At 71.8% G+C, this 23616-nt stretch carries 22 protein-coding genes; 4 read left to right on the top strand and 18 right to left on the bottom strand.

From position 1 onward, the window contains the following. Positions 1-88 precede the first annotated feature (88 nt). The 3 genes from VSH64_RS07885 to VSH64_RS07875 form a co-directional block, all read right to left on the bottom strand. A complete protein-coding gene (locus VSH64_RS07885; RefSeq protein ID WP_326834836.1) occupies positions 89-2368 on the bottom strand; it encodes a GH92 family glycosyl hydrolase in 2280 nt (759 codons plus the stop codon). Between the two features lie 140 nt (positions 2369-2508). Further along, positions 2509-3408 (bottom strand): LLM class flavin-dependent oxidoreductase, encoded by a 900-nt coding sequence (locus VSH64_RS07880; protein ID WP_326834835.1) that lies wholly within the window; start codon positions 3406-3408, stop codon positions 2509-2511. A 168-nt stretch (positions 3409-3576) separates the two neighbouring features. Next, on the bottom strand, positions 3577-5100 hold the full coding sequence (locus VSH64_RS07875) for an aldehyde dehydrogenase family protein (RefSeq protein ID WP_326834834.1): 1524 nt from the start codon (positions 5098-5100) through the stop codon (positions 3577-3579). Between the two features lie 173 nt (positions 5101-5273). Between VSH64_RS07875 and VSH64_RS07870 the strand changes: the two genes are divergently transcribed. Then, complete coding sequence (locus VSH64_RS07870) at positions 5274-6638, top strand: amidohydrolase family protein (RefSeq protein WP_326834833.1); 1365 nt, start codon at positions 5274-5276, stop codon at positions 6636-6638. A gap of 153 nt (positions 6639-6791) precedes the next feature. Here the strand turns inward: VSH64_RS07870 and VSH64_RS07865 are convergent, their stop codons facing one another. Genes VSH64_RS07865 through VSH64_RS07850 form a run of 4 tightly spaced genes read right to left on the bottom strand, consistent with a single transcriptional unit; the run spans position 6792 to position 11455 of the window. Further along, positions 6792-7796, bottom strand: a complete 1005-nt coding sequence (locus VSH64_RS07865) for a LacI family DNA-binding transcriptional regulator (protein ID WP_326834832.1) — start codon at positions 7794-7796, stop codon at positions 6792-6794. A 25-nt stretch (positions 7797-7821) separates the two neighbouring features. Next, the gene (locus tag VSH64_RS07860) at positions 7822-9255 is read right to left on the bottom strand and encodes an NAD-dependent succinate-semialdehyde dehydrogenase (protein ID WP_326834831.1); all 1434 of its coding nucleotides are present in this window, start codon (positions 9253-9255) and stop codon (positions 7822-7824) included. 15 nt (positions 9256-9270) lie between these two features. Further along, the gene (locus VSH64_RS07855) at positions 9271-10515 is read right to left on the bottom strand and encodes a M24 family metallopeptidase (RefSeq protein WP_326834830.1); all 1245 of its coding nucleotides are present in this window, start codon (positions 10513-10515) and stop codon (positions 9271-9273) included. Further along, the gene (locus VSH64_RS07850; RefSeq protein WP_326834829.1) at positions 10508-11455 is read right to left on the bottom strand and encodes an NAD(P)-dependent oxidoreductase; all 948 of its coding nucleotides are present in this window, start codon (positions 11453-11455) and stop codon (positions 10508-10510) included. Before VSH64_RS07850 ends, VSH64_RS07855 begins: the two co-directional genes overlap by 8 nt. Positions 11456-11634: 179 nt before the next feature. Between VSH64_RS07850 and VSH64_RS07845 the strand changes: the two genes are divergently transcribed. Then, positions 11635-12540 (top strand): ABC transporter substrate-binding protein, encoded by a 906-nt coding sequence (locus tag VSH64_RS07845; RefSeq protein WP_326834828.1) that lies wholly within the window; start codon positions 11635-11637, stop codon positions 12538-12540. Positions 12541-12725: 185 nt separating this feature from the next. Next, positions 12726-13985, top strand: a complete 1260-nt coding sequence (locus VSH64_RS07840) for an MFS transporter (protein WP_326834827.1) — start codon at positions 12726-12728, stop codon at positions 13983-13985. 57 nt (positions 13986-14042) lie between these two features. Here VSH64_RS07840 and VSH64_RS07835 read toward each other — a convergent pair whose 3' ends face one another. The 8 genes from VSH64_RS07835 to VSH64_RS07800 are packed head-to-tail and all read right to left on the bottom strand — an operon-like array spanning position 14043 to position 20859. Further along, positions 14043-14654 carry a hypothetical protein gene (locus VSH64_RS07835; RefSeq protein ID WP_326834826.1) on the bottom strand — a complete coding sequence of 204 codons (612 nt, stop codon included), beginning with the start codon at positions 14652-14654 and terminating at the stop codon, positions 14043-14045. A 35-nt stretch (positions 14655-14689) separates the two neighbouring features. Continuing rightward, entirely contained in the window at positions 14690-15589 is a 900-nt protein-coding gene (locus VSH64_RS07830) for an LLM class flavin-dependent oxidoreductase (RefSeq protein WP_326834825.1), read from the bottom strand. After that, complete coding sequence (locus VSH64_RS07825) at positions 15586-16485, bottom strand: alpha/beta hydrolase (protein ID WP_326834824.1); 900 nt, start codon at positions 16483-16485, stop codon at positions 15586-15588. The genes VSH64_RS07830 and VSH64_RS07825 overlap by 4 nt, the downstream gene beginning before the upstream one ends. Further along, positions 16482-17609 carry an NAD(P)-dependent alcohol dehydrogenase gene (locus tag VSH64_RS07820; protein WP_326834823.1) on the bottom strand — a complete coding sequence of 376 codons (1128 nt, stop codon included), beginning with the start codon at positions 17607-17609 and terminating at the stop codon, positions 16482-16484. Before VSH64_RS07820 ends, VSH64_RS07825 begins: the two co-directional genes overlap by 4 nt. Next, complete coding sequence (locus VSH64_RS07815) at positions 17609-18157, bottom strand: YceI family protein (protein WP_326834822.1); 549 nt, start codon at positions 18155-18157, stop codon at positions 17609-17611. The genes VSH64_RS07820 and VSH64_RS07815 overlap by 1 nt, the downstream gene beginning before the upstream one ends. A gap of 35 nt (positions 18158-18192) precedes the next feature. Then, a complete protein-coding gene (locus tag VSH64_RS07810) occupies positions 18193-19131 on the bottom strand; it encodes a hypothetical protein (protein ID WP_326834821.1) in 939 nt (312 codons plus the stop codon). Between the two features lie 23 nt (positions 19132-19154). Then, entirely contained in the window at positions 19155-19781 is a 627-nt protein-coding gene (locus tag VSH64_RS07805) for an isochorismatase family protein (protein WP_326834820.1), read from the bottom strand. Positions 19782-19800: 19 nt separating this feature from the next. Beyond that, entirely contained in the window at positions 19801-20859 is a 1059-nt protein-coding gene (locus VSH64_RS07800) for an SLAC1 family transporter (protein WP_326834819.1), read from the bottom strand. A gap of 659 nt (positions 20860-21518) precedes the next feature. Here VSH64_RS07800 and VSH64_RS07795 point away from each other — a divergent pair. Beyond that, positions 21519-21734, top strand: a complete 216-nt coding sequence (locus VSH64_RS07795; RefSeq protein WP_326834818.1) for a hypothetical protein — start codon at positions 21519-21521, stop codon at positions 21732-21734. On the opposite strand, the gene VSH64_RS07790 is transcribed toward VSH64_RS07795, so the two are convergent. From VSH64_RS07790 to VSH64_RS07780, 3 genes are read right to left on the bottom strand one after another with little or no spacing between them, the layout of a single operon-like run. Then, complete coding sequence (locus VSH64_RS07790) at positions 21725-22087, bottom strand: hypothetical protein (protein ID WP_326834817.1); 363 nt, start codon at positions 22085-22087, stop codon at positions 21725-21727. The two genes, VSH64_RS07795 and VSH64_RS07790, sit on opposite strands and share 10 nt — an antisense overlap. Next, positions 22057-23115, bottom strand: coding sequence for a hypothetical protein (locus tag VSH64_RS07785; protein ID WP_326834816.1), 1059 nt, complete (start codon positions 23113-23115; stop codon positions 22057-22059). Before VSH64_RS07785 ends, VSH64_RS07790 begins: the two co-directional genes overlap by 31 nt. A 19-nt stretch (positions 23116-23134) precedes the next feature. Continuing rightward, entirely contained in the window at positions 23135-23590 is a 456-nt protein-coding gene (locus VSH64_RS07780; RefSeq protein ID WP_326834815.1) for an SRPBCC family protein, read from the bottom strand. Positions 23591-23616: the final 26 nt, after the last annotated feature.

Genomic DNA, 23616 nt, shown 5'->3' with positions numbered 1-23616 from the left:
CCATGGGCGACGAAAACGGTCACGATCGGCGTCATCGGCCACCTTCGCCGCATCGTTCACCCGAAGCACCCGCCGCACGCCCGCGACCTCACGCCGACGTGAGCGAAGGCGGCAACGCATCCACCCCCCACCCACGGTTCGGCTTCGCGCTCATGCGCAGCACCAGTTCGCCGCCGTGGATCACCTCGGCGTGGGTGAGCCAGGCGCGGTGGAGGGGCCGGCCGTTGAGGGTGGCCGACGAGATGTAGACGTTCGCGGCCGAGTTGTCGAGCGCGTGGACGGTGAAGGTGCGGCCGGGGCCCGTGGTGAAGCGGGCGCGGTCGAACAGCGGGCTGCCGAGGAGGTAGACGCCGCTGGCCGGGGAGACGGGGTAGAAGCCCGCGGCGGCCAGGACGTACCAGGCCGACATCTGGCCGGCGTCGTCGTTGCCGGCGAGGCCGGTCGCGCCCGTGCGGTAGGCGTGGTCGAGGACGTAGCGCGACCACTTCTGCGTGAGCCACGGGGCGCCGGCGTAGGTGAACAGGAAGGGCATCTGCTGCACGGGCTCGTTGCTGTGGTTGTAGAACTCGTTCCACTTCATCATCAGGTCCGGCGGTGTGTTCTCGAAGATGCCGTTGAGCCGGTCGAGGAACGCGGCGCGCCCACCGGCGAGGCGCACGAGGCCGCCGACGTCGTGGGGCACGAACCAGCCCTGTTGTTCGGGGTTGCTCTCGATGCAGCCGTCGGCCGGGCCCATCCAGGTGCCGTCGGCGTTGCGGCCGCGGAACCAGCCGGCGTCGGGGTTGAAGAGGTTGCGGTAGTTCAGCGAAGTGGCGTAGAGGCGCTTCGCGTCGTCCTTCTTGCCCAGTGCCTCCGCGAATCGCGCGAGCGCGTAGTCCGTGTACGCGTTCTCGACCGTCGACGAGAGGCTGTAGGTGACGCAGTAGCCGAGCGAGGTCCAGTTCGCGAAGTCGGTGCGGTTGGACCGTTCGGCCGGGCCGAGCGCCACCTCGCGGCAGAAGCGGTACGCCTTCTCCACGTCGAACCCGCGCAGCCCCTTGAGGTAGGCCTCGGCGATCACGTTGACCGCCGCGTCGCCGAGCATCGTGTCGGTGTCCTTGCCGAGCAGTTCCCACCGCGCGAGGCCGCGCGTGAGGCCGCGGTCGGTCAGCGACACCAGCGACGTGATCGTCTCCTGCACCACGTCGGGATCGATGATGGTGAGCAGCGGGAACTGCGCGCGAAACACGTCCCAGCCACTGAAGAGCGTGCGGTGCGTGACGCCGTCGCGCACCGGCGCGGTGTCGCCCACGCGGTGGCGGCCGTCGACGTCGCCGAACAGCCGCGGGTCGATCATCGAGTGGTACAGCGCGGTTTCGAAGATCTCGCGCTGCTCGGCCGTGCCGCCTTCCACCGCGACCTTGCCCAGCGCGTCGGCCCACGTGCGCCGCGCGCCGGCGGCCACGGCGTCGAAACCCCAGCCCGGCAGGTCGTGGCGCAGGTTGCGGCGCGCCCCGTCGAGGTCGACGAACGAGACGCCCGCGCGCACCGGCACCTGCTGCCCGGCGCGGACCGGGAACTCGGCGAAGAAACCGAGCTGGGTGCCGTCGCGTTCGCCGAGGTCGGTGCGCACGTCGGTGCCGTCCCAGGTGCCGAAGACCGCGATCGGGTGCGGGAACTCCATCGTGAAGTACACGGTGTAGGCCGGGCTCTGCGCGCCGCAGCCCCAGCCGCCGCCGGTGTGGTCGCAGCGCAGCCAGCCCTCGACGGTGGTGGCGTCGACCTGGCGCACGTGCTGCGCGATCGAGTGCGAGCCGTCGGGGCCGATGCGGCGCGTGAGGTCCACCTTCACGCGGCCGGTGCCGGCGTCGTGGAAGGTGAAGCGCAGCAGGCCGGCGCGTTCGGTGGCGGTGAGCTCGGCGCGCACGCGGTAGCGGTCGAGCTCCACCGCGTAGTAGCCGGCGCGCGCGGTCTCGGTTTCCTTGCGGTACGGGCTCTTCGCCTCGTCGCGGCCGGTCACGAGCGGCCCGGTCTGCGGCAGCACCTGGAGGTTGCCGAGGTCGCCGTAACAGCCGACGCCCGACATGTGCAGGAAGCTGAAGCCCTCGATGGTGGTCATCTCGGCCGAGTAGCCGCTGCCGTTGTCACCGCCGGAAACCGTGTCCGGGCTCAGCTGGACCAGGCCGAACGGCGCGACCGCGCCCGGGAACGTCTTGCCGCACGCCGTGTCGGCGGCCGTCGTGACAGATCCGATGATCGGGTCGACGGAATCCACCGGCTGCGTCCGGGCACCGGCGGCCACGGCAGCGTGGGGCAGGGCCGTGACGGCGGCCACCGCGCTCGTGCCGACCAGAAATCCGCGCCTGGACAGAGAACCCGCGTCGGTCATGCTTCATCGCCTTCCGGACGCTCGTGCAGTTGTCGCGGACCACACTGGGCGACCGGGCGAGCCGGGTCAAGCAGACATCGGATGTGTGCCGGTTTCTGTCCACTCGTTTGTCCGGCCCACCAGAAAGTCCATTGTGGACGTCACGCCGAGAGCAGGCGCCGGACTTCCGGCACGACATCACCGGCGAAGGCGCCGACCTGGCTGCTGGAATTGTCCTCGGGCAGGAACACGAAGCCCGTGAACGGTAACTCGCTGCCGAGTTTCGCCAGCAGCTCGGCCCATTCCGAGGCTGTGCCCCGCACCGGGTCGACGCCCTGTTCAATCCGCGGCGCACCGGGTGCTTCCGTGATCGTGCCCACGAGGTGCGCGATCCGGCGAACCGCGGCTGGATCCCGGCCCGCCGCGATCGCCGCCTCGTCGAGGAGGCGGTGCGCGTCCGGCCACTTCTCATACGGCAGGTAGGACGCGATCGGCGCCGCCCAGCCGTCCGCGATCCGGCCGGTGAGCGCGAGGGCCTTCGGGCCCTGCGCACCGACCCAGATCTCGATCGGATGCGCGGGCGCCGGTCCTGGCGACGCGCCGGCGAGCGAGTAGTACTCGCCCTCGAACTCGATCGGCGCGCCGTCGTGCTGCCACAGCGCCCGCAGCACGGTCACCGCTTCCGCCAGCGCCGCGTTCGACTCGCGCGGGCTGCGGCGCGGCACCCCGAGCCGCGTGATCGCGTCCCAGTAGCCCCCGGCGCCGCGCGCCAGCTCGAACCGCCCGCCCGACACCAGATCCAGCGCCGCCGCCGTCTTCGCCAGCAACGCCGGCGGCCGCAGCGGCAGGCTCGCCACGTCGGGGAACACGGTGATCTTGCTCGTGGCCGCCAGCAGGTCGCCGGCCAGCACCAGGGTGTCCAGCCGGTCGGGCGCGAACGGCGCGTCCTGGATGCCGAGGAGGTCGAGCCCGCCGTGTTCCGCGGCCGCGGCGAAGGCCCGGTTGGCCGCCACGTCGACGGTCGGCGTCAGCGCGACACCGAACAACAGGTCGTCACGCACCACGGGCTCCATCGAAGTCAACAGTCATTACCGTCAGGAATCATGCCGACTCCCGGCCGGCGCCGCCACGCGCCGGAGACTCATTTTCCGCCGCGATCGAATCAGGGCGGCCCGGTGGGTGTGCCGGACCGCCCTGTCGATCACGCTTCGCGGTTACGCTCGCAACAGTCAGTCGACCGGCGGCCACACCGGGATCGGCCCGCGGCCCGACGGGAACCGCACGTTCTTCGCGCGCACGAACTCGTGCAGCGTCTCGGCGGCGTTCTCCCGGCCGAACCCGCTGCCCTTCACGCCGCCGAACGGCGAGCCGAGGAAGGAGCGGCGGACGTAGTTGTTCACGAACACCATGCCGGCCTGCAGGTCCCGCGCGAGGTTCGAGGCGCGGAAGTGATCGCGCGTGATGAGCGCGGCCGTGAGCCCGTACGCGGTGCCGTTGGCGATGCGCACGGCTTCCTCGTCCGTGTCGTGGACGAGAATCGCGGCGACCGGGCCGAAGATCTCCTCCTGCGCCACGGTGTGGTCCGGCTGCACGCCGGTGAGCACCGTCGGCGGGACCCAGAAGCCGCCGGCCAGCCGCGTGTCGGCCGGCAGCTCGCCCTGGAAGACGATCTTCGCGCCCTCCTTCACCGCGGTGTCGATGTACCCGAGCACTCGCTGCTGCTGGCGCGCGTCGACCATGGCGCCGATGTCCGTGGCCGCATCGAGCCCGTCGCCGACCTGCAGCTTCGCGGTGGCGGCCACGAAGCGCTCCACGAACTCGTCGTGCAGCGACCGGTGCACCACGATCCGCGCGGTCGACGTGCAGGCTTCCCCCTGGTTGTAGAACATGCCCTCGATCGCGACGGTGACGGCGACCTCGAGGTCGGCGTCGTCGAGCACGATCAGCGCGTTCTTCCCGCCGAGCTCCATCGTGGCGAAGGTGAGGTTCTCCGCGGCGGTGCGCAGCACGGCCTGGCCGGTCTTGGTGGCGCCGGTGAAGGTGATGCGCTCGACGACCGGGTGACCGGCCAGCGCGGGGCCGGCCGACAGACCCGACACGACGTTCACGACCCCCGGCGGCAGGACCTGGTTCACGAGCTCCACGAGGCGCAGCACGGCCAGCGGTGCCTGCTCCCCCGGCTTGATCACCACGGTGTTGCCGGCGGCCAGCGCGGGCGCGGTCTTCTTGGTGAAGTGCATCGGCGGCCAGTTGAACGGCAGGATCGCGGCCACCACGCCGTAGGGCTCGTAGTGCACGCGCGCCTCGATCGGGCCCTGGTCCAGCACCTCACCGTGGAGCGTTTCGGCGAGGCCGCTGAAGTAGTCGAACCCGGCGGAACTGAACGCCACGTCGAAGCGCCGCGCGTCGCGCACCGGCTTGCCGACCTCCCGGGCCTCGAGCTCGGCCAGCTCCTCGGCGTGCTCACGGATCAGCGCGGCGACCTTGCGCAGCAGGCCGCTGCGCTCGCGCGGCGTGAGGCGGCCCCACTCGCCCTCGTACGCCCGGCGCGCGTCGCGCACGGCCCGGTCCACGACGTCGTCGCTCGCCTCCACCACGTCGGCCAGGTGCGCACCGGTGGCCGGTTCGAGCACGGCGAACGACGGCGCCTCCTCCGGCGTCACCCAGCTGCCGCCGATGAAGGAGCCCCAGCGGGTGCGCGGCAGCGGACCACGGCCGTCGGCCGGCAGGACGGGTTCCAGGGCGTCGGACATCGGGAGATCCCTTCGGTGACTGTGAACGATTGCGGTGCGTGGCCGCCGAAGCCGCCATTGACCACAGACTACTCAGCTCCTACGATAATGCAATCGATTGCGGTAACGGCACCGCAGGGTGCTGGTCTTGCGGCACAGTTCGACGGAAGCGCAGTTCGGCAGGAGGCAGTCGGATGAGGACCTTGCTCAGCGGAGGCGCAGTGGTGGCGCCCGGCCGTCCGGAACTTCTGGACGGAGGAGACCTCCTGATCGACGGGACGACCATCGCCGCGCTCGGCCCGGCGGGGACCGTGAGCCGCGAAGGGGTCGACCGGGTCGTCGACACGACCGGCTCGATCGTGCTGCCGGGGCTGATCAACGCCCACCAGCACGACTGGTACCTCTACGGCAAGGGGCTCGGCTGCGACGTGCTGCTGGAGCAGTGGATCGCCGGCTGCCTCGTGCCGCTCAAGGACAACCTCGACGTCGACGACCTGCGCGTGGCCAGTGAGCTCGCCGCGCTCGACATGCTGCGCGGCGGCACCACCAGCTCGGTGAACCACCTGGTGAACGAGACCACGATCGCCGACGAGGAAGCCATCCTCGGCCCGGTGGCCGACGCCGGCGTCCGCCAGTTCTTCGCCAAGGTGATCCGCCCGCACGACGCCCGCGACGGGTACGCGAGCGCGCGCGAGTCGTTCGGGAAGTGGGACGGCGCCGCCGAGGGCCGCATCCGCGTCGGGTTCGTGCTGGAGGCCACGGCGCACTGGGTCGCGCTGGGCACGAGCTCCGAGGAGATGGTGCTGGGCGGCCACGAGCTCGCCGTGGAGAAGGACACCTTCGTGACGTCGCACATCGCCGGCGGCACCATGTCGCGCGACGAGGGCTACCTCAAGTGGGTGCTGGAGACCGGGCGCACCGACGTGCAGTTCCTGCACCGCCTCGGGGTGCTCGACGACCGCTGGATCCTCGCGCACACCATCCACCCGCGCGGCAACGACCTCGACCTCATCGCCGCCTCGGCCAGCACCGTCGCGCACACCCCGAGTTCCGAAGCCGCCCGCGGCGCCGGCATCACGCCGGTGAAACACATGCTGGACAACGGCATCCGCGTCGCGCTCGGCACCGACGGACCGATGGTCGACCTCACCAACGACATGGTCGAGCAGCTCAAGTGGACCCGCCTGCTGCAGAACCAGCTCCACGAACACCCCGGCTCGATCGAGCTCGGCACGCTCGTGACCATGGCCACGGCCGACAGCGCCCACGCCGTGCGCGCCGGCGCGCACCTCGGCAGCCTCGAACCCGGCTTCACCGCCGACATCGCGGTGTTCGACCTCGCCACGCTGCACGCGGGCCCGGTGCACCACCCGCTCACCACCTTCATCCACGCGGCCCGCGGCACGGACGCGAAGCACGTGTTCGTGAACGGCGAGCAGCTGCTGGACAACGGCCGCTTCACCCGCGTGGACGACCTGCACGTGACGGACCTGATGCGGCGCGCGGGTGATCGCGCGAAGGCGCTGGGGCGACGGGCGGGGTTGCTGCCGGAAGAGTGAGGGCACTTCAGAGCCCTGGCGCGCGCGGCGGTGCGGGCCAGGGCTTTCCGTTGCGGTGCAAGGGAAACGGATGATCCCAGGCGGCCGCGGTCTTGCCGTGGGACTGGATGCGGAGCACAGGAGCGGGGAGGTCCCCGAACGTCGCTCGCCGCGCTAGGACTTCACCGGCGCCGTCGAGTCGCGGCTGACCAGCTCCACCGGCAGCACCACGCGCTTGGCCGGTGAATCCGGTGCGGCGATGCGCTCCAGCAGCAACCGCGCGGCTTCGCGGCCGAGGTCGTAGTGCGGGATCCGCACCGTGGTCAGCGAAGGACGCTGGCGGTCGACGAACGGCATGTCGTTGAAGCCCGTGACGGAGACGTCGCCGGGAACCGTGCGGCCGAGGTCGGCCAGGGCGGAGTAGCAGCCGAGCGCGATGAGGTCGTTGCCGGCGAGCACGGCGGTGAGCTCGGGGTGTGCGGAGAGCAGGCGCAGAGTCGCCGCGTGGCCCGCGGTTTCGGTGAAGGCGTCGGCGAATTCGACGACCGGCTCGAGGCCGGCGGACGCGGTGGCGTCGAGGTAGGCGCGGTAGCGTTCCCAGCCCGTGGAGAGCTCACGGGGGCCGGCGACGTGGCCGAGGCGCGTGTGGCCGAGCTCCGCGAGGTGGCGCACGAGCAGGTGGATGCCCGCGGCGTTGTCTGCGGTCACCGACGGGATGCCGCCGTTGTCGGTGCGGCGGTTCACGAGCACGGTGGGCACGGCGACGTCGGCGGCGAACGCGGCCGAGCGGCTGCTGGTGGCCAGGATGAAGCCGTCGATCTGGCGCCCGCGCATGGCCGTGACCAGCTCGCGTTCACGCTCCGGGTCGCCGTCGGTGTTGCCGACCAGCGCCATGTACCCGGCGTCCCGCAGACCGTCCTCGATGCCGCGGACGATCGGCGGGAACACCGGGTTGCGCAGGTCCGGCACGAGGACACCGGCGACCGAGGACGTGCGCGTGCGCAGGCTGCGCGCGGCGGAGTTGGGCGCGTAGCCCAGGGCGCGCGCCGCTTCGGCGACCCGGTTGGCCGTGCGCGCGTTGACCATCCCGCGCGTGGCGGGGTTGAGCGCCCGGCTCGCGGTCGCCGCGTGCACCCCCGCCCGCTCGGCGACGTCCTTGATCGTCGGCGGCCTGTTCATCGTGCCAGCATAGAGTGACCGGACGTCACCAGGAGACGGCGACGTACTTGGACTCCGTGTACTCCAGCAGCCCTTCGTGCCCGCCCTCGCGGCCCAGCCCGCTCTGCTTCACCCCGCCGAACGGAGCGGCCGGCTCGGACACCAGGCCGCGGTTGAGCCCGACCATGCCGGACTCCAGCGCCTCCGAAAGCCGCAGGCCCCGCGCGAGGTCGCGGGTGTACACGTAGGACACCAGGCCGTGCTCGGTGTCGTTCGCCCAGGCCACCACCTCGTCCTCGGTGTCGAAGGTGACGATCGGCGCCACCGGGCCGAAGATCTCCTCCGCGAGCACCGGCGCGCCCGCCGGCACGTCGGCCAGCACGGTCGCCGGGTAGTAGAACCCGGTGCCCTCCGGGCGTTTCCCGCCGACCAGCACGCGGGCGCCGGCCGCGACCGTGCCCTCGACCAGCTCGTCGACCTTGTCCACGGCGGCCGCGTTCACCAGCGGACCCAGCTCGATGCCCGCCTCGGTGCCCGGGCCCACGCGCAGCGCGCCCATCCGTTCCGCGAGCCGGCGCGCGAACTCCGGCGCCACGCCGCGCTGCACGAAAAACCGGTTGGCCGCGGTGCAGGCCTGGCCGCCGTTGCGCATCTTGGCGATCATCGCGCCGTCCACCGCCGCGTCGAGATCGGCGTCGTCGAACACGAGGAACGGCGCGTTGCCGCCGAGTTCCATCGACGTGCTCACCACGGTGTCCGCGGCCGTGTGCAGCAGCGCGCGGCCGACCTCCGTCGAGCCGGTGAACGAGAGCTTCCGCACGCGCGGGTCGTGCACCATCGCGGCGACGACCTGACCCGAGCGCGTGGAGGGCACCACGTTCACCGTGCCCGCCGGCGCGCCGGCCTCTTCGAGGATCGCGGCGATCGCGAGCGCAGTGAGCGGTGTTTCCGACGCGGGCTTGAGGATCACGGTGCAGCCGGCGCCGAGCGCGGGTGCGATCTTGCGCGTGGCCATGGCCGCCGGGAAGTTCCACGGTGTCACCAGCACGCTCACGCCGATCGGCTGGCGCAGCACCAGGATCCGGTTGGCCCCGCCCGGCGCGGTCTGCACGGTGCCCGCCACGCGCACGGTTTCCTCGGCGTACCAGCGGAAGAACTCGGCCGCGTAGTTCACCTCGCCCAGCGCGTCGGGCAGGGCCTTGCCGTTCTCGCGCACGATCAGCTCGGCCAGCTCGTCCGCGCGCTCGTGCATGAGCGTGAACGCCCGCTGCAGCACGTCGGCCCGTGCGCGCGGCGCGGTCGCGCCCCACGCGGGCAGCGCCGCGGCGGCCGCGTCGACGGCGGCCCGACCGTCTTCGACGCTGCCGTTCGCGACCGTGGCCAGCGGTCCGGCTGTGGCGGGGTCGGTCACGGTGATGCGGGACCCGTCGGACGAGGGCCGCCACTCACCGCCGATGAACAACTCTTCGGGGACCTTCACGGTGTCTCCTCGGGCTCAGTACGGGTTGGCGACGAACAGGTCCTGCGCGGGGAACTTCGTGAGCACCTCGACGCCGGAGTCGGTGACCACGACTTCCTCCTCGATGCGCGCGGCGGAGAATCCGTCGGTGGCCGGGCAGTAGGTCTCGAGCGCGAACACCATCCCGGGCTTGATCTCGACCGGGTCGGCGAGGCTGTTGAGCCGCGAGATGATCGGCCGCTCGTGCAGACCCAGGCCCAGACCGTGGCCGAACTGCAGGCCGAACGCGGCCATCTCGTCGGAGAAGCCGAACTCGGTCGCGGCGGGCCAGACGCGTGCGACGTCGTCGGTGCCGATACCCGGCTTCACCGCTTCGATCGCCGCGTCCATCCACTCGCGCGCCTGCCGGTAGGCGCCGCGCTGCACGTCGGTGGCGCTGCCGACGCTGAACGTGCGGTAGTAGCAGGTGCGGTAGCCGTTGAACGACTGGATGATGTCGAAGAACGCCTGGTCGCCGGGCCGGATGAGGCGGTCGGAGAAGTTGTGCGGGTGCGGGTTGCACCGCTCCCCCGACACCGCGTTGATCGCCTCGACCTGGTCGGAACCCATTTCGTAGAGCCGTTTGTTGGCCAGCGCCACGATCTCGTTCTCGCGCACGCCGGGCTTGAGCGCCTCCACGATGTCCTGGTACACACCATCGACCATCGCCGCGGCCTGCGAGAGCAGCGTGATCTCGTCCGACGACTTGATCTCGCGCGCGTCGAGCATCGCCTGCTGCGCATCGACCACGGTGAGGCCCTGGCGCTGCATCTCGAACAGGAACGGCGGCTCCACGATGTCCACGCCCACCGGCGAATCCGCGACGCCGGCCTGCGTGAGCAGGTCCTTGATCTGGGTCACCGCGGCGCGCATCAGACCGGCTTCGGGCGAGATCGCGCCGCGCAGGCCGAGCATCCCGGCCCGGCAGTTCTCCGGCTCCAGCCACGGCGAGTACAGCTGGTGGTGCTTCGCCGCGGATCCGAAGTCCCACAGCATCGGCTCACCGTCGCGGGTGAGCAGCGCGTAGCGGGTCATCTTGTCGCCGAGCGCGCCGCCGATCCACGTCTGCGTGGTGTAGCGGATGTTGTAGAAGTCGAACAGCAGGAACGCGCCGCACTCCCCCGCGTCGAGCGAGGCCCGGGCGCGCGCGAGCCGGTAGTCGCGCAGCCGCGCGAAGTCCACGCGCTGCTCGAAGTCCACCGCGTTGTGGCCGGGGGCCGGGATCGGGCGGCCGTCAGGCATCTTCGGGCTCCAGACCGTCGGTCACGTCGGCGTTCTCCGACACGAGCGTGAGGCCCGAGCGGCGCGCCTGCTCCTCGATGAGCACGGCGAAGTCCTGCTCCACCAGCCCGGCCCCGATCGCCGACGCCACCAGCTGCGCGGTGGCCGCGGCCACCGGCATCGGCGCTTCCAGCTCGCGCGCCGCGGCGAGACCGAGGTCGAAGTCCTTGCGCAGCAACGGCATCGTGAACGTCGGGGTAAAGTCGAGGTTCACCAGCGCGGGCGTCTTGTACTGGCTGAAGACCGAGCCCATCACCGAGTCGTTGAGGAACGCCATGAACGCCTCGCGCGTCACGCCGCCCTTCTCGGCGAGCACCGTGATCTCCGCGAGCGACTGGATCACCACTCCGAGGAACACGTTGTGGCAGATCTTCACCAGGCGCGCCACCTCGTCCTCGCCGACGTAGGTCACGCCGCGGCCGAGCACCTCCAGCATCGGGCGCACCTCGTCGAACACCGGGCGCGGGCCGGAGATCGCGAGGGTGAGCTTGCCCGAGCTCACCACCTTCGGGTTGCCGCTCACCGGCGCGGCCAGCAGCTCGGTGCCGCGTTTGGCGGCCTCCACACGCACGGCCGCCGAAGCCTCGGCCGACACCGTGGACGAGTCGATCACGACCTTCGGCGCGCGGCCCGGGTCGGTGAACAGCCCGCCGTCGCCCGAGGTCACCTGCTGGAGGTCGGCCGAGGCCGACACCATGCTGAACACCACGTCGCGCCCGGCGAGGTCCACCGGCCGGTCGACCACCGTCGCACCGGCGGCGATGAGCTCTTCGGCCTTGGCGCGCGTGCGGTTGCACACGGCGACGTCGTAGCCGGCCGCGAGCAACCGGCGCACGAGCGCCGCACCCATGCGGCCCGTGCCGATCCAGCCGATCGTGGGCCGGTCCGTGAGGGTCACCATGACAAGTACCTCCCATGCGCCGCCGGTTGCCGCCGGGCGCGTTCCGTCGCTAGTGCTGCAATCGTTTGCAACCATCATGCTGTGCCCGATAGGATCCGTCAAGTAGCCGTGGGAAAGCCGAGCTGCGAACGTCCGCAGCACCGGCACCCCGTCCGACCGTTCCGAAAGGCGGCCCCGCCGTGCACTCGATCCAGCTGGGCACGTTCAGCCCCTCGGTGCTGCTGTCGGTCGCCACCACCACCGGCGCGCTGGTCGAGGCCGGACTCGAGGTCACCGAGGTGCCGGCGAAAACGTCGGCGCACCAGTTCGCCGACCTGTTCGAAGGCCGGCTCGACGCCGCCTTCACGAACCCGGACAACGTGCTGGCCTACCGGTGCGTCGCCGGCAATCCGCTGGGCCGCACCGGCGACGTGCGGGTGCTCGGCGCGGTCGACCGCGGGCTCGGCCTGGGTTTGTTCACCGCACCCGGCAGCACCGGCCTCTCGAGCGGCGGCCGCCTCGGGGTCGACGTGCCCGGCTCCGGATTCGCCTTCATCGCGTTCGAGCTGCTCGCGCGCGCCGGCCTGGTCCGCGACACCGACTACGACGTGGTGAGCCTCGGTTCCACGCCCAAACGCGCTCGCGCTCTGATCGAGGGCACCGTGGACACGACGGTGCTCAACGCCGGCAACGACTTGGTCGCCGAGGCCCAGGGAGCCCACCGCGTCGCGTCGGTCACCGAGATCGGGCCGTACGCGGGCACCGTGCTGTGCGCGACCGCCGACGGCATCGCCGAGCACGGCACTGCGCTCGCCGCCCTGCTCGGAGTCACCTCGACGCTGGCGCGCGAGCTCGCCGCCGGACAGCACCGGCAGGTGGCGCTGGCCGCGATCACCGACCGGCTCGGCCTCACCGGCGCGAGCGCGGAACGGCACCTGGCGATCCTGACCGACCCCGCCCAGGGCCTGGTCCCCGACGCCCGCCTGACCCGCGAAGAGCTCGACACCGTCGTTTTCCTGCGCAATCGGCACTCTCGGGCCGCCACGCCGGTCACCGCGGCGGAGGCACTGGACAGCGGTCTCGTCGACGAGTCACTCCTACCCTGAGACGCAAACTGCTGCGATCGTTTGTCGTCGAGTCGAGCCACTGAAACACCACGCTCCAAGCGATCTAGCTGCGCATCTGCACAAGCCGGCCGCTGATCAACATTGACCACCAGCTTCTCGGCGCCTACATTACTGCAATCGATCGCAGCTGTGCCGCTCGTCTCCGGCGCCCGGGAAGGCTCCCCATGAACAGCTCTCAGAGAACCACCGCGCCCCAAGCCCGGGCGGCCACCCGCCGGGTCCCCCTCGCCGTGTCGATCACCGGCTGGACGTTGCTGGTCCTGTCGTACCTGATCAACGCGATGGACCGGCAGGTCTTCTACCCGCTGCTGCCCGAGATCAGCGCCGAGCACGGCTTCAGCCTTTCCCAGGGCGGGCTGCTGGCCACCGGCTTCACCCTCGGCATCGCGCTGGCAGGCCTGCCGGCCGGTTACCTCGTGGAGAAGCTGCCGCGCAAGACGGTGCTCGTGATCAGCGTGTTCTTCTACTCGGCCGGCACGCTGGCGACGCCGCTCGCGTCCGGCTTCGCCGACATGGCCGTGTTCCGGCTGATCTCCGGCGCCGGCGAAGGCATGCAGGCGACCGCGCTGTACGCGGTGGTCGGCTCGTTCTTCGTGCTGCGCCGCTCGTTCGCGTTCGGTGTGCTCGGCGCGGTGTTCGGCACCGGCGTGTTCCTCGGGCCCCTGGTGGGCACGGCGATCGCGCAGGACCTCGGCGGCTGGCACACGCCGTTCCTCTTCTACGGCATCGCCGGGCTGGTGCTCTCCGTCCTCATCGGACTGCTGGTGCGCCGCGGCGTGACCGATCTCGACCCCGGCGTGGTGCGCGGCGCCGAGATCCCGACCGACCACGTGCCGAGCACACCGTTCAACCGCAACACCGCCCTGCTCTGCCTCGCCTGCATCGCCGGCGGGCTGGTGTTCTACGGCTACCTCGGCCTGTACCCGACGTACCTGCGCCAGCAGTTGCACTACACCGCCTCGGAGGCCGCCCTCGCCACGAGCGTGGTCGGGGCCGGGGCCGCGACGTCGATCCTCACCGGCTGGCTCGCCGACCGCTTCAACCCGCGCACGATCCTGCTCATCACCTACGCGGGGGTGGCCGTGAGCGCGTGGCTGGTGTTCAACGGCTCCGCGAGCCACGTGTGGCAGTACACGTGGTCGTTCGTGCTCGCCGTGTTCGTGGCCGGCTCGCTGTTCACCACGCTCAACGCCACCATGCAGCGCGCGGTGCGCCCCCGGTACGTCGGCCGCGCGGCCGGGATGTTCGTGTCGTTCTACTACGTGGCCGCCGCGTTCTCCGGGCTCCTGTTCGCCTCGCTCGTCGGCTCCCTCGGCTGGACCGGTGCCGCGCTCTGGCAGCTGACCATCCTGCCGCTGGCGACGCTGATCCCGTTGTGGTTCCTGGATTCCCGCAAGCTGCTCGACCCGCGCCGCGACGCCTGACCGCAGCCGGAAAAGCCGGTCCCCTTCCTTCGGTGGACCGGCTTTTCCGCGTTTGCCTCAGCGACGCACGAGCGTGCGTCCGAGCTGCTTCTCCAGGTGGACCTCGATGAACACCCGCAGGTACGGGTCGTTTTCGTACGCGTTGAACGCTTCGGCCAGTTTCGGCTGCGGGTGCTCGGTGCGGAACACGATGCGCCACATGTTCAGCGGGTCCTCCTCCGTGCCGCCCACCGAGTGCTCGACGTGGAAGATCGGCTGCCCTGTGCCTGCGGTGAACACGCGGCCATCGGGCGCTTCGAATGTCTCCGCACCGACGAAAAACGCGCGCCGGGCCTCGTGGTCGAGGCGGACGTGCTCGATGATCAGCTCGTAGTGGTCGGGGTCGGCCCAGCGCCGCTGCTGCGACACGCGGGTGAAGTCCTCCAGGTGCCCGTTGACGACACTCGGGAACTTCTCGGCACTGCCGGGCTTCACGACCGTGGGGATGTAGACGTCGGGCGCCGCGGCCTTGCGCTTTTCCATGTCCCACAGGTCGGTTCCGGTGTACCGGAACGGCGGGGTCACCTCGTAGCGCTCGCGCAGCACGTCGTTCACCCGCACCGGCGTGAGCTCGGCCGTGGTGCTGCCCGGCGCGTCCCACGCTTCCTTGATGATCGCTTCGTGGTCCATCGTGGTCCTCTCCGATGTCGGTGTTGCAGGGGAATTCAGGCGGCCAGCCGCCGCCGCACCTCGGGCACCACTTCGCGGGCGAAGGACTCGACCTGGTCGAGCGCCTGCTCCTCCGGCCAGAACACGAACGACGTGAACGGCTGCTCTTCGCCGAGGCGCACCAGCAGATCAGCCCACTGGCGCGCCGTGCCGCGCACCGGATCGGCGCCCTCGTCGACCCGGAGCCGGCCTTCGTTCGCGGTGATCGTGCCGACGACCTGGGTGATCCGGCGGACCCCGCGCGGATCGCGGCCGGCGGCTTCGGCCGCTTCGTCGATGATGCGGTTGGCTTCGGCCCACTTCTCGTACGGCAGGTAGGACGCGATCGGCGCCGCCCAGCCGTCCGCGATCCGGCCGGTGAGCGCGAGGGCTTTCGGGCCCTGCGAGCCGGTCCAGATCTCGATCGGGTGCGCCGGGGCCGGGCCGGCCGGGGCGCCCTCGAGTGAGTAGTACTCGCCCTCGAACCGGATCGGCGCGCCGCCGCTGCCCCACAGCGCGCGCATCAGCACGATCGCTTCCTCCAGCGCCGCGTTGGCCTCGCGCGGGCTGCGCCGCGGCACCCCGAGGCGCGTGATCGCGTCCCAGTAGCCGCCGGCCCCGAGCGCGAGCTCGAACCGGCCGCCCGACACCAGATCCAGCGCCGCGGCGGTCTTGGCCAGCAACGCCGGCGGCCGCAGCGGCAGGTTCGCCACGTCGGGGAACACACTGATCCGCTCCGTCGCCGCCAGCAGGTCACCGGCGAGTACGAAGGTGTCGAGGTAGTTCGGCACGTACGGGTGGTCCTGGATGCCGATCAGGTCCAGCCCCGCGGCGTCGGCGGCTCGCGCGAACAGCCGGTTGCCCACGATGTCCTCGACCGGTGTCAGCGAGACACCGAACTGCAGGTCTTTGCTCATGCCCCATGCTCCCGGACGAATTCGCCGATGCGGCCGACCGACGCGGCCGCCTCGGGAAGGAAAGACGCGAAGTGCTGCCAGATGTGCGGGGCGCCCTCGGTCACGACCAGCTCCGAGTCCACGCCCGCCGCCAGCGCCCGCTCGTGGAAGCGGCGCGAGTCGTCGATCATCACCTCTTCGCTGCCGACCTCCAGGTGGATCGGCGGCAGCCCGGCGAGGTCACCGAAGAGCGGCGACGCGAACGGATCCCGGGGGTCGTGGTCGCCGAGGTAGTGGGCCGCGAAGGCCTTCAGCGCGGCGCGGCTCACGAACGGGTCGCGCTCGGCCCGCTCGGCGAACGACGGCGCCGACACGGTCAGGTCCGTCCACGGTGACACCGGCACCGCGGCCGCCGGCAACGGCTCGCCGAGGTCCTTGAGCTTCAGCAGCAACGCCAGCGACAGGCCGCCGCCGGCCGAGTCGCCGCCAACGACGATCGCGGCCGGGGGCACGAGGGCGAGCAGCGCGCGGTAGGCCGACACCGCCGCGTCGAGCGCCGCCGGGAAGGGGTGCTCGGGCGCCAGCGGATAGTCCGGCAGGTACACCGTGGCGCGGGTCGCCGTGGCCAGCCGCGCCCCGATCTCGCGGTGGTTGTAGGCCGCGCCCTCGGTGTAGCCGCCGCCGTGGAAGTACAGCAGCGCCCGGCCGGGTTTCGACGCCGGCGTGGCCACCGCGAGCCCCGGAAAGCCCGGGGCCGCGGTGACCAGCGCGTCGTCCGGCACGGGGAACTGCTCGCTCCACCGGCGGTAGGCGTCCCGGTGGCGCACGTGGTCCGGCCGGTCGTCGACGGGCTGGTGCTCGCCCATCGTGGCCAGCAGGTGGTGCGCGCGGGTGAGCTCGGCGCTGAGCGACCTCATCCGGCCGCCTGCGGCAACAGCACGGGCTTGGTCGCGGTGCCGTCCTTCATCGCCGCGGCCGCGCGTTCGACCTCGTCGAGCGGGAAGGTGGTCACGAGCCGCTCCACGGGCAGCCGGCCGGTGGCGGTGAGCGTGGCGAGCACCGGCAGGAAGGTCGGCGGGTTGCTCTGGCCCTCGACCACGCCGATCACGCGCTTGCTGTTGTTCACCACGTCGGCCACGTCGATCGGCGCGGTGACGCCGAACGGAGGCACCCCGACCACCGCGGCCGTGCCACCGCCGCGCAGGCTCGTGATCGCCTGCACCAGCACCGCCGGCACACCGCTGCTCTCCACGACGTGACCGGCGCCGCCGCCGGTGAGGTCGCGGATCGCCTCGATCGGGTCGGCCTCACGGGAGTTGACCACGGCGGTCGCGCCGAGCTCACGGGCCAGCTCGAGCCGGGAGCCGAGCACGTCGACCACGATGAGCTGCTCGATCGGCAGCAGCGCGGCGGCCATCACCGCCGACAGCCCCACCACGCCGGCACCGAACACGGCCACCGTGGACGCGGCGCCGGGCTGCAGCACGTTGAGCACCGCGCCGGCACCGGTCTGGATGCCGCAGCCCAGCGGCGCGAGTACCGACGAGGGCACGTCGGCGGCGACCGCGGGCACCGGCACGGTGTTGCGCACCCGGGCCAGGGCGTGGGTGGCGAACGAGGACTGGCCGAAGAAGTTGCCGTGCACCACCTCGGCGCTTTCGTGCAGGCTCGGGCTGCCGTCGGGCCGCGAGCCGTTGGTGAAGTTGCGCGGCAGGAACTCCGCGCACTGCGACGGCAGACCGGACACGCAGCCGGCGCAGTGGCCGCACGAGTCGAAGGTCAGCATCACCCGGTCGCCGGGGCGCACCGAGGTCACGCCCGAACCGACCGCCTCGACGATGCCGGCACCCTCGTGGCCGACGACCCCGGGCAGCGGGAACGGGAACTCCCCCGCCCGCGCGGCGATGTCGGCGTGGCACATGCCGACCGCTTCGATCCGCACGAGCACCTCGTCGGCCGCGGGGTCGGCCAGTTCGAGCGACTTGCGCGTGAACGCCGCCCCCGCCGAGGCGACCGTGATCGCGGACGTGGTGGTGGGCATCAGGCCTCCTCGCCGGCGGGGGCGATCGCCTGGATCTCCAGCGTCAGCTCGGTCGCGTCGCCCATCAGCAGCGGGCCGCCGGGCTGCGAGACGTTGCCCGCCACGCCGAACGCGGCCCGCGAAACGCGCGTGGTGGCGCGGAACCCGACGCGGGAGTTGCCGTAGTGGTCCACGCCGTCGCCGGTGAAGTACAGGTCGAGCTCGACCGGCAGCGTCGTCCCGCGGATCGTGAGGTCGCCGCGCAGGGCGTGGCGGTCGCCGTCGGCTTCGAGACCGGTGGAGGTGAACGTGGCCTCGGGGTGGGCGGCGACGTCGAAGTAGTCGGCGCCGCGCAGGTGGTCGTCGCGGGCCTCGGTGCCGGTGTGCAGCGAGGCGACGTCGATAGCGGCCGTGACCGACGACTTCACCAGGTCTTCGGCGACCTCGACGGTGCCGGAGAACGCGCCGAAGGTGCCGCGCACGCGAGCGGCGACGAACCGCGTGGAGAAGCTGATCGAGGAGTGCACCGGGTCGATCTCGTAGCGGCCGGGCTTGATCTCGATGCTCATGGTGATTCCTTCTTGGGGTTGGAGAGGCTGGGTGGTCAGTGGAAGGTGCCGTCGTGGACCTCGGCGACGTAGCCGCCGGGGAACCGCAGGATCACGCTGGTGCGGTCGGCGCTCTTGTACGGTCCGGAAAGGACGGTGGCGCCGGTGGCCTTGGCCTTCGCGACGGTGGCGGCCATGTCGGTCACGGTGTAACCCGTGGTGTCGCGGCCGTAGGGGTAGGCCCAGGCACCGTTGTTGGCCAGCACGACGGTGTTGCCGAACTGCGTGCTGATCCGGATGCGGTGGTAGGTGGTGCCCGGCGCGCCGACCTCGCCGCCGTCGGCGTTGCGCACGTCGGAAACCACGCGGCCGCCGGTGAACTTGAGGTACGCCGACAGGAAGGCCCCGACCGTGGACTCGGTCAGGTACACGCGGAACTCGGGCTGCGTCTTCAGCGGTGTGAAGCCGGACATGTCGTACTGCAGCCAGATCTGCGAGGCGAAGCCGCCCGGGAACTTCACCACGGCTTCGCGGCCGACCGGCCCGGTCCACGGGGTCACGGTCACCTCCGCGCCGCTGCGCAGCGCCGCGTCGGCGCCGAGGTCGGGGTCGTGCACGCCGAACCCGGTCTGCTCCGCGCCGAACGGGAAGGGCACGGGCGTCTGGTAGTCGTAGGCAGCCAGCAGGCCGACCGGCGAGTGGATGATCGACGCCAGCGCCTTGCTCGGCGTCGGCGTGATCTGGAAGGTGTTCCGGCCGTTGTCGGTGCCGCCGAACGTGGCTTCCCAGCTCTTGATGAAGGCGGGCAGCGTGCCGTGTTGCAGGTACACGTGCGAAGCGTCGTACTCCACGCCCCATGCCTTGACCGGCGTGCGCCAGGCGGCAGCGTCGGGCGTGCCCTCGGCGCTGCCGGCCGACACCGCCACCACGACACCGGCGAGCGTCGCGGCCACCACGCCGAGGATTCCGGCGCGTTTCCCGAGCTTGCTGTTCATGTCCTCGTCTCCCCGTCCGCGGTTCAGTTCTTGGCGTAGCCGGCGGCGATCTGCCCGACCAGCACGGCGAAGGGCATCTCGAGAGCGGCGTAGAGGTACCCCGCCAGCGGATCGCCGTTGTCGGCGAGGATCTCGACCATCGCGCTGGCGTAGTCGATCGGGATGACGCCTGCCTGCTGCATCCGCAGCAGCCCCGCCTCGCGCTTCGCATGCCAGAACGTGCCGGACGCGTCGACGGCCGCGTAGGCGTCGAACCCCTCACCGGTCACGGAGATGGCCAGGAACGCGAGGCACACCTCGGTCGACACGCCGGCGAAGATCAGCTTCTTGCGGCCGGTGGCCTTGATCGCTTCGCGCACGCGCTCGTCGTCCCACGCGTTCACGCTCGACCGGTCGATCACGGTGAGGCCGGCGGGAAGGACCTCGGCCAGCTCCGGGATCAGCGGACCCCACATGCTGTCCTGTCCGGTGGTGGTGACCACGATCGGCAGGCCCAGCACCTGCGCCGCCTTCGCGAGGCCCACCACGTTGTGCTTGAGCTCGCCGACCGAGATGTCGCGGACGCCGCTGTAGAGCCCGACCTGGTGGTCGATCAGCACCACCGCGGCGTTGTCGCGGGTCAGCCGTTCGGTGAACTTGCTCTGCGTCATCGGGGAACTCCCTCTCCGTCTAGTTGGTCACTATACCTGATGGTAAATTTTTTTGACTACTTGGCTCGTTGTGGCGCCGCGCACGCAGCCGCCGGACGAGGGGCCGCAGCGAGAACGCGGCGATCACCGCGATGAACCCGGTGAAGGCCACCGCGAGAACGGCGGTCCCGATCCGCCAGCCCGCGGGCGCCAGCAGCTGCAGCCACTTCTCGGTCAACGACACCGAGGCGGCCAAGGGGAAGGTGAACGACCAGAACCCGAGCGAGAAAGGCACCCGCACGTACCTCGGCACCATCATCAGCTGCACCAGCAGCACGAGCACACCGACACCGGCGATCCCCTGGCCGATCGGGTCGGCGGCGAACCCGTGCAGGGTGAACCAGGCCAGGCCCGCGACGGGCGGCGGCGCGAGCAGGATGGCCGTGGTGGGCAACAGCGCCTGGGGCAGCGGGCCGTGGAAACCGAGGCGGTGCACGATGATCGGCGTCAGCACCACCGAGAAGAACCCGCCGATGGCGAACAGTCCCCAGGCCAGGCCCGCGTAGCCGAGCGAGTGGGCCACATCGGCGCCGATCAGGCCGGGGGCGACCGTCGGCAGGACATAGCCGCCGTGCACGGCGTCGAGGCCGAGGCGGCCCTCCAGCCACGACGCGAGGATCCACGCGGCGAACACCGCCGACGTGGCCAGCGCCAGGAAGAACAGGATCCGCCCGGCCACCGGCGACCAGGTGGACAGGTCGTTGGCCAGCAGCATCGCGACGACCGGCGCCAGCGACGCGATCGGCCCCTGAACGGGGTGGCGCAGGTGGCTGATCAACTGCTGCTCGCTGCGGGCTCCGCGCACCGCGTGGGCCACCAGCAGCCAGACCCAGGCGATCGCCGCGACGGCCCAGAACACCTGGGGCACGGCGCGCGGCAGCCCGAGCGCCGGCGTCGCCCTGGTCCACACGCCGGCCAGGCCGACGAGACCGAAGGCGACGGCGAACGTGGTGAACGGGTAGCGAGCCCGCGCCGGTCTCGCGGGCGGGGTGCCGGCGGGCCCGGCCGACGCGGCGGCGGGGACGGCGGTGCTCGTCAACGTGTGCTCCAGGAGAGGTGGGATTGCGGGCCGCCCCCTCGGCGGCCCGCAAACGCGCCCGAACCGGACTCGGGTTCCGGCGTTCGTGCCGACCTGAGCCATCGTGCTCGCCGGAGGCTCCGCACAGTGCCCGTCAGATGACGGGTCCGGAGACGGTCACCGGCCGCCGTTGATCGACTGGCCCCCGATCCGGTGACGCCCGGACGGGCGACGGACGCGACCGAGCGGTCGGAGCTGTCGGCCGCGACCGTCGGGGGACGGTTCGCCTCCGGAACCCGGTCGCGGCAAGGTGTTCCCGGCCGAACCGAGCACCTCGGGGGACTCCCTGACCGCCGGGCCGCGTCCCCTCCCCCGCGACCGAGGTGCCGATCGGCCCGATCCGCCTCGTGACGCGCCGTCGGGGACCGTTCGACTCCGGAACCCGGTCGCAGCAAGGTGTTCCAGCGGAACCGAGCACCTTGGGAGACGACCTGACCCGCCGCCACCCCGCGTCCACTCCCCACAACCGAAGTGCCGATCGAACCGATCCGCCTCGTGACGCGCCGTTGGGGACGGTTCCCTCGGGAACCCCGCCGCAGCAGGGCGTTCGCGGCGGAACCGAGCACCTTGGGAGACGACCTGACCCGCCGCCACCCCGCGTCCACTCCCCCACGACCGAGGTGCCGATCGAACCGATCCGCCGCGTGGCGCGCCGTCGCCGGTATCCGCCTGCGGGTTTCCAAACTTCGTCGAACCCGGCCGCGCCGATCGACGACCTGCTGCGCCCCGACCTGTCCTGGCCGCACGTCTCGATGGCGGCTTACAACCGCGCGCCACACGTGCGGGACGCCGAGCCCGGACGTAGGGCGGCCTTCCCGATCACGACCTACTCCTGAACCCGCCGCCCCCGGCCACCGCCGCGGAAGGTTGCGCCGCCGCCCAAACCGCCGCCACCGGCGGGCGCGGACGAGAGGCCGAAGCCGGTCGGGCGGGGCGGAAGCGGGAACAGCCGGAAAACCGGACCCTCGCCGGGTTCGCCGGGGTGAGCCGTGAGGTCCGCGCGGGCCGGTACCGCGCACTCGGCGACCCGGCCCTCGGTCGTGCCGATCAGCAGGCAGCCAAGAGCGGCGAGCGACAGGGCCGACGCGGTCGCGGGAAGGCCGGCCACCACCAGCGGCTCGGTCCACAACAGACCACCGGTGTGTGCGTCGAGGGCGATCAGCAGGCCGTTGCCCAGGCCGAGGTACACGGGGAGTCGGCGGCGTCGGCCGTGAGGGCCAGGACCTGGTGGCCGGCCACGAACGTCCAGGTGACCTCGCCGTCGGGCCGGCGGCGGGTGATGAGCCGGGCGGTGAGCAGCGCGTCGCGCAGCGGTTCCGGCGACGAGCCGCGGAAGCCGGCGCTGAAGTGCGAAGCCACGGAGACCACCGCGGGGCCGAGGGCGTCCGTGAGCTCGACGGCGGGGCCGGCCGTCGCGAGGTCCTCGGGCACGCCGGGCGGGGTCACCGGGAACGGCAGGTCCGGCGTCGGAGCAACCGGGGCGCGCGCCGGCGCGGCGGCTCCCGAAGGTGACCAGCTCTGTGCGCCCGCGAATTCCGCCGACGCGAGCACCGTGCCGTCGGCGAGGTACTCGACGCTCCCCACCGCACCGCGTTCGGTCCACTCCGGACTCAAGCGCTCGAGGAAGGAGCGCGCGGCGGTTTCGTCGCGCAGATCCTCGCTTTCGCGGCACGGGCCATCGAGGTCGCGCCACGCGAACTCGCCGTCCCGGACCGCGAGCCAGTCCTCGCGGGTGAGCATGGCGTCGTAGCCGACGGTGTGCGAGTCGCGGCCGAGTTCTTCGTCGCTCTCCGGTGCGACGGCGAGGTCGAGCACCCGGCCTTCGCGCCGGCGCCGCCACCGCACGGACCGGATCTCGCGGCGGTCGGCCAGCGCGGACACCACCCGACCGGATTCGTAGTGCCACAGCAGGAGTTCGCCGCGGAAGGAGAACCCGCCGTCGTACTCGCCCGTGCCCACCGCGAGCAACTGCAGGTGCGGGTGGAAGTCGAGCGCGTGCACCGGCTCCCGACACCGCAGGATCGCGCGGCAGGTCAGGTCGCGCCGGTCGTAGACGCCGACCACGTGCGGGGAAAGCCGTGTGCGCGAGGCCCAGTCGGGGGTTCCCTGGCGGCCGCCCACGGCGAGCAGGCCGTGCGGCTCGCTGTCCGAGACGGTGGCCGGGCAGCCGATCTCGGTGAACGGGCCGGCGGCGAACACCCGCCGCACGGTCACCACCGGGCCGCCTCGCGAAGCGTCAGCAGCCGGCCGGGGCCAGGGCGTCGAGCCACGAGCGCGTGAGCGCGGCCCGGTCCGACGTGCGCAGCAGTGCCGAAGGCCCGCGCGAGGCCTCCTGGAAGATCGTGCGGGTGCCGCCGCGCGGCGCGTCGAGCAGCAGCCACGACTGGTAGAAACTCAGCCCGTCGCTGACCGCGGCCCAGCCGAAGCGGCGGGGCGCCACCAGTTCGCCCACGATGCCGTCCATCGGGTGCGGTGGCGTGACCACCACGAATCGTCCGCCCACCACCAGGTCCTCGAGGCACTCGACCCGGTCCACCCCCCGTAACCACGCCGGCCACTCTGCCACCGCGACGAGCCGGCTGAACAGGGTGTCGGCCGGAGCGGCCACGTACCGCTCGTGGCTCACGAAGCTGTCGCAACAGTCGGGCCCCCAGCCGGGCGGCCAGTGGACGTCCGGGTGCACTGCGCTCATGGCACCGAGAGTGGACTCCGCCGCCG

This window comes from Amycolatopsis rhabdoformis (assembly GCF_035918295.1).
Classification (GTDB): Bacteria; Actinomycetota; Actinomycetes; order Mycobacteriales; family Pseudonocardiaceae; genus Amycolatopsis; species Amycolatopsis rhabdoformis.
Note: the sequence above shows the minus strand (reverse complement) of the source record. Positions and strands in the feature narration are given on the sequence as shown.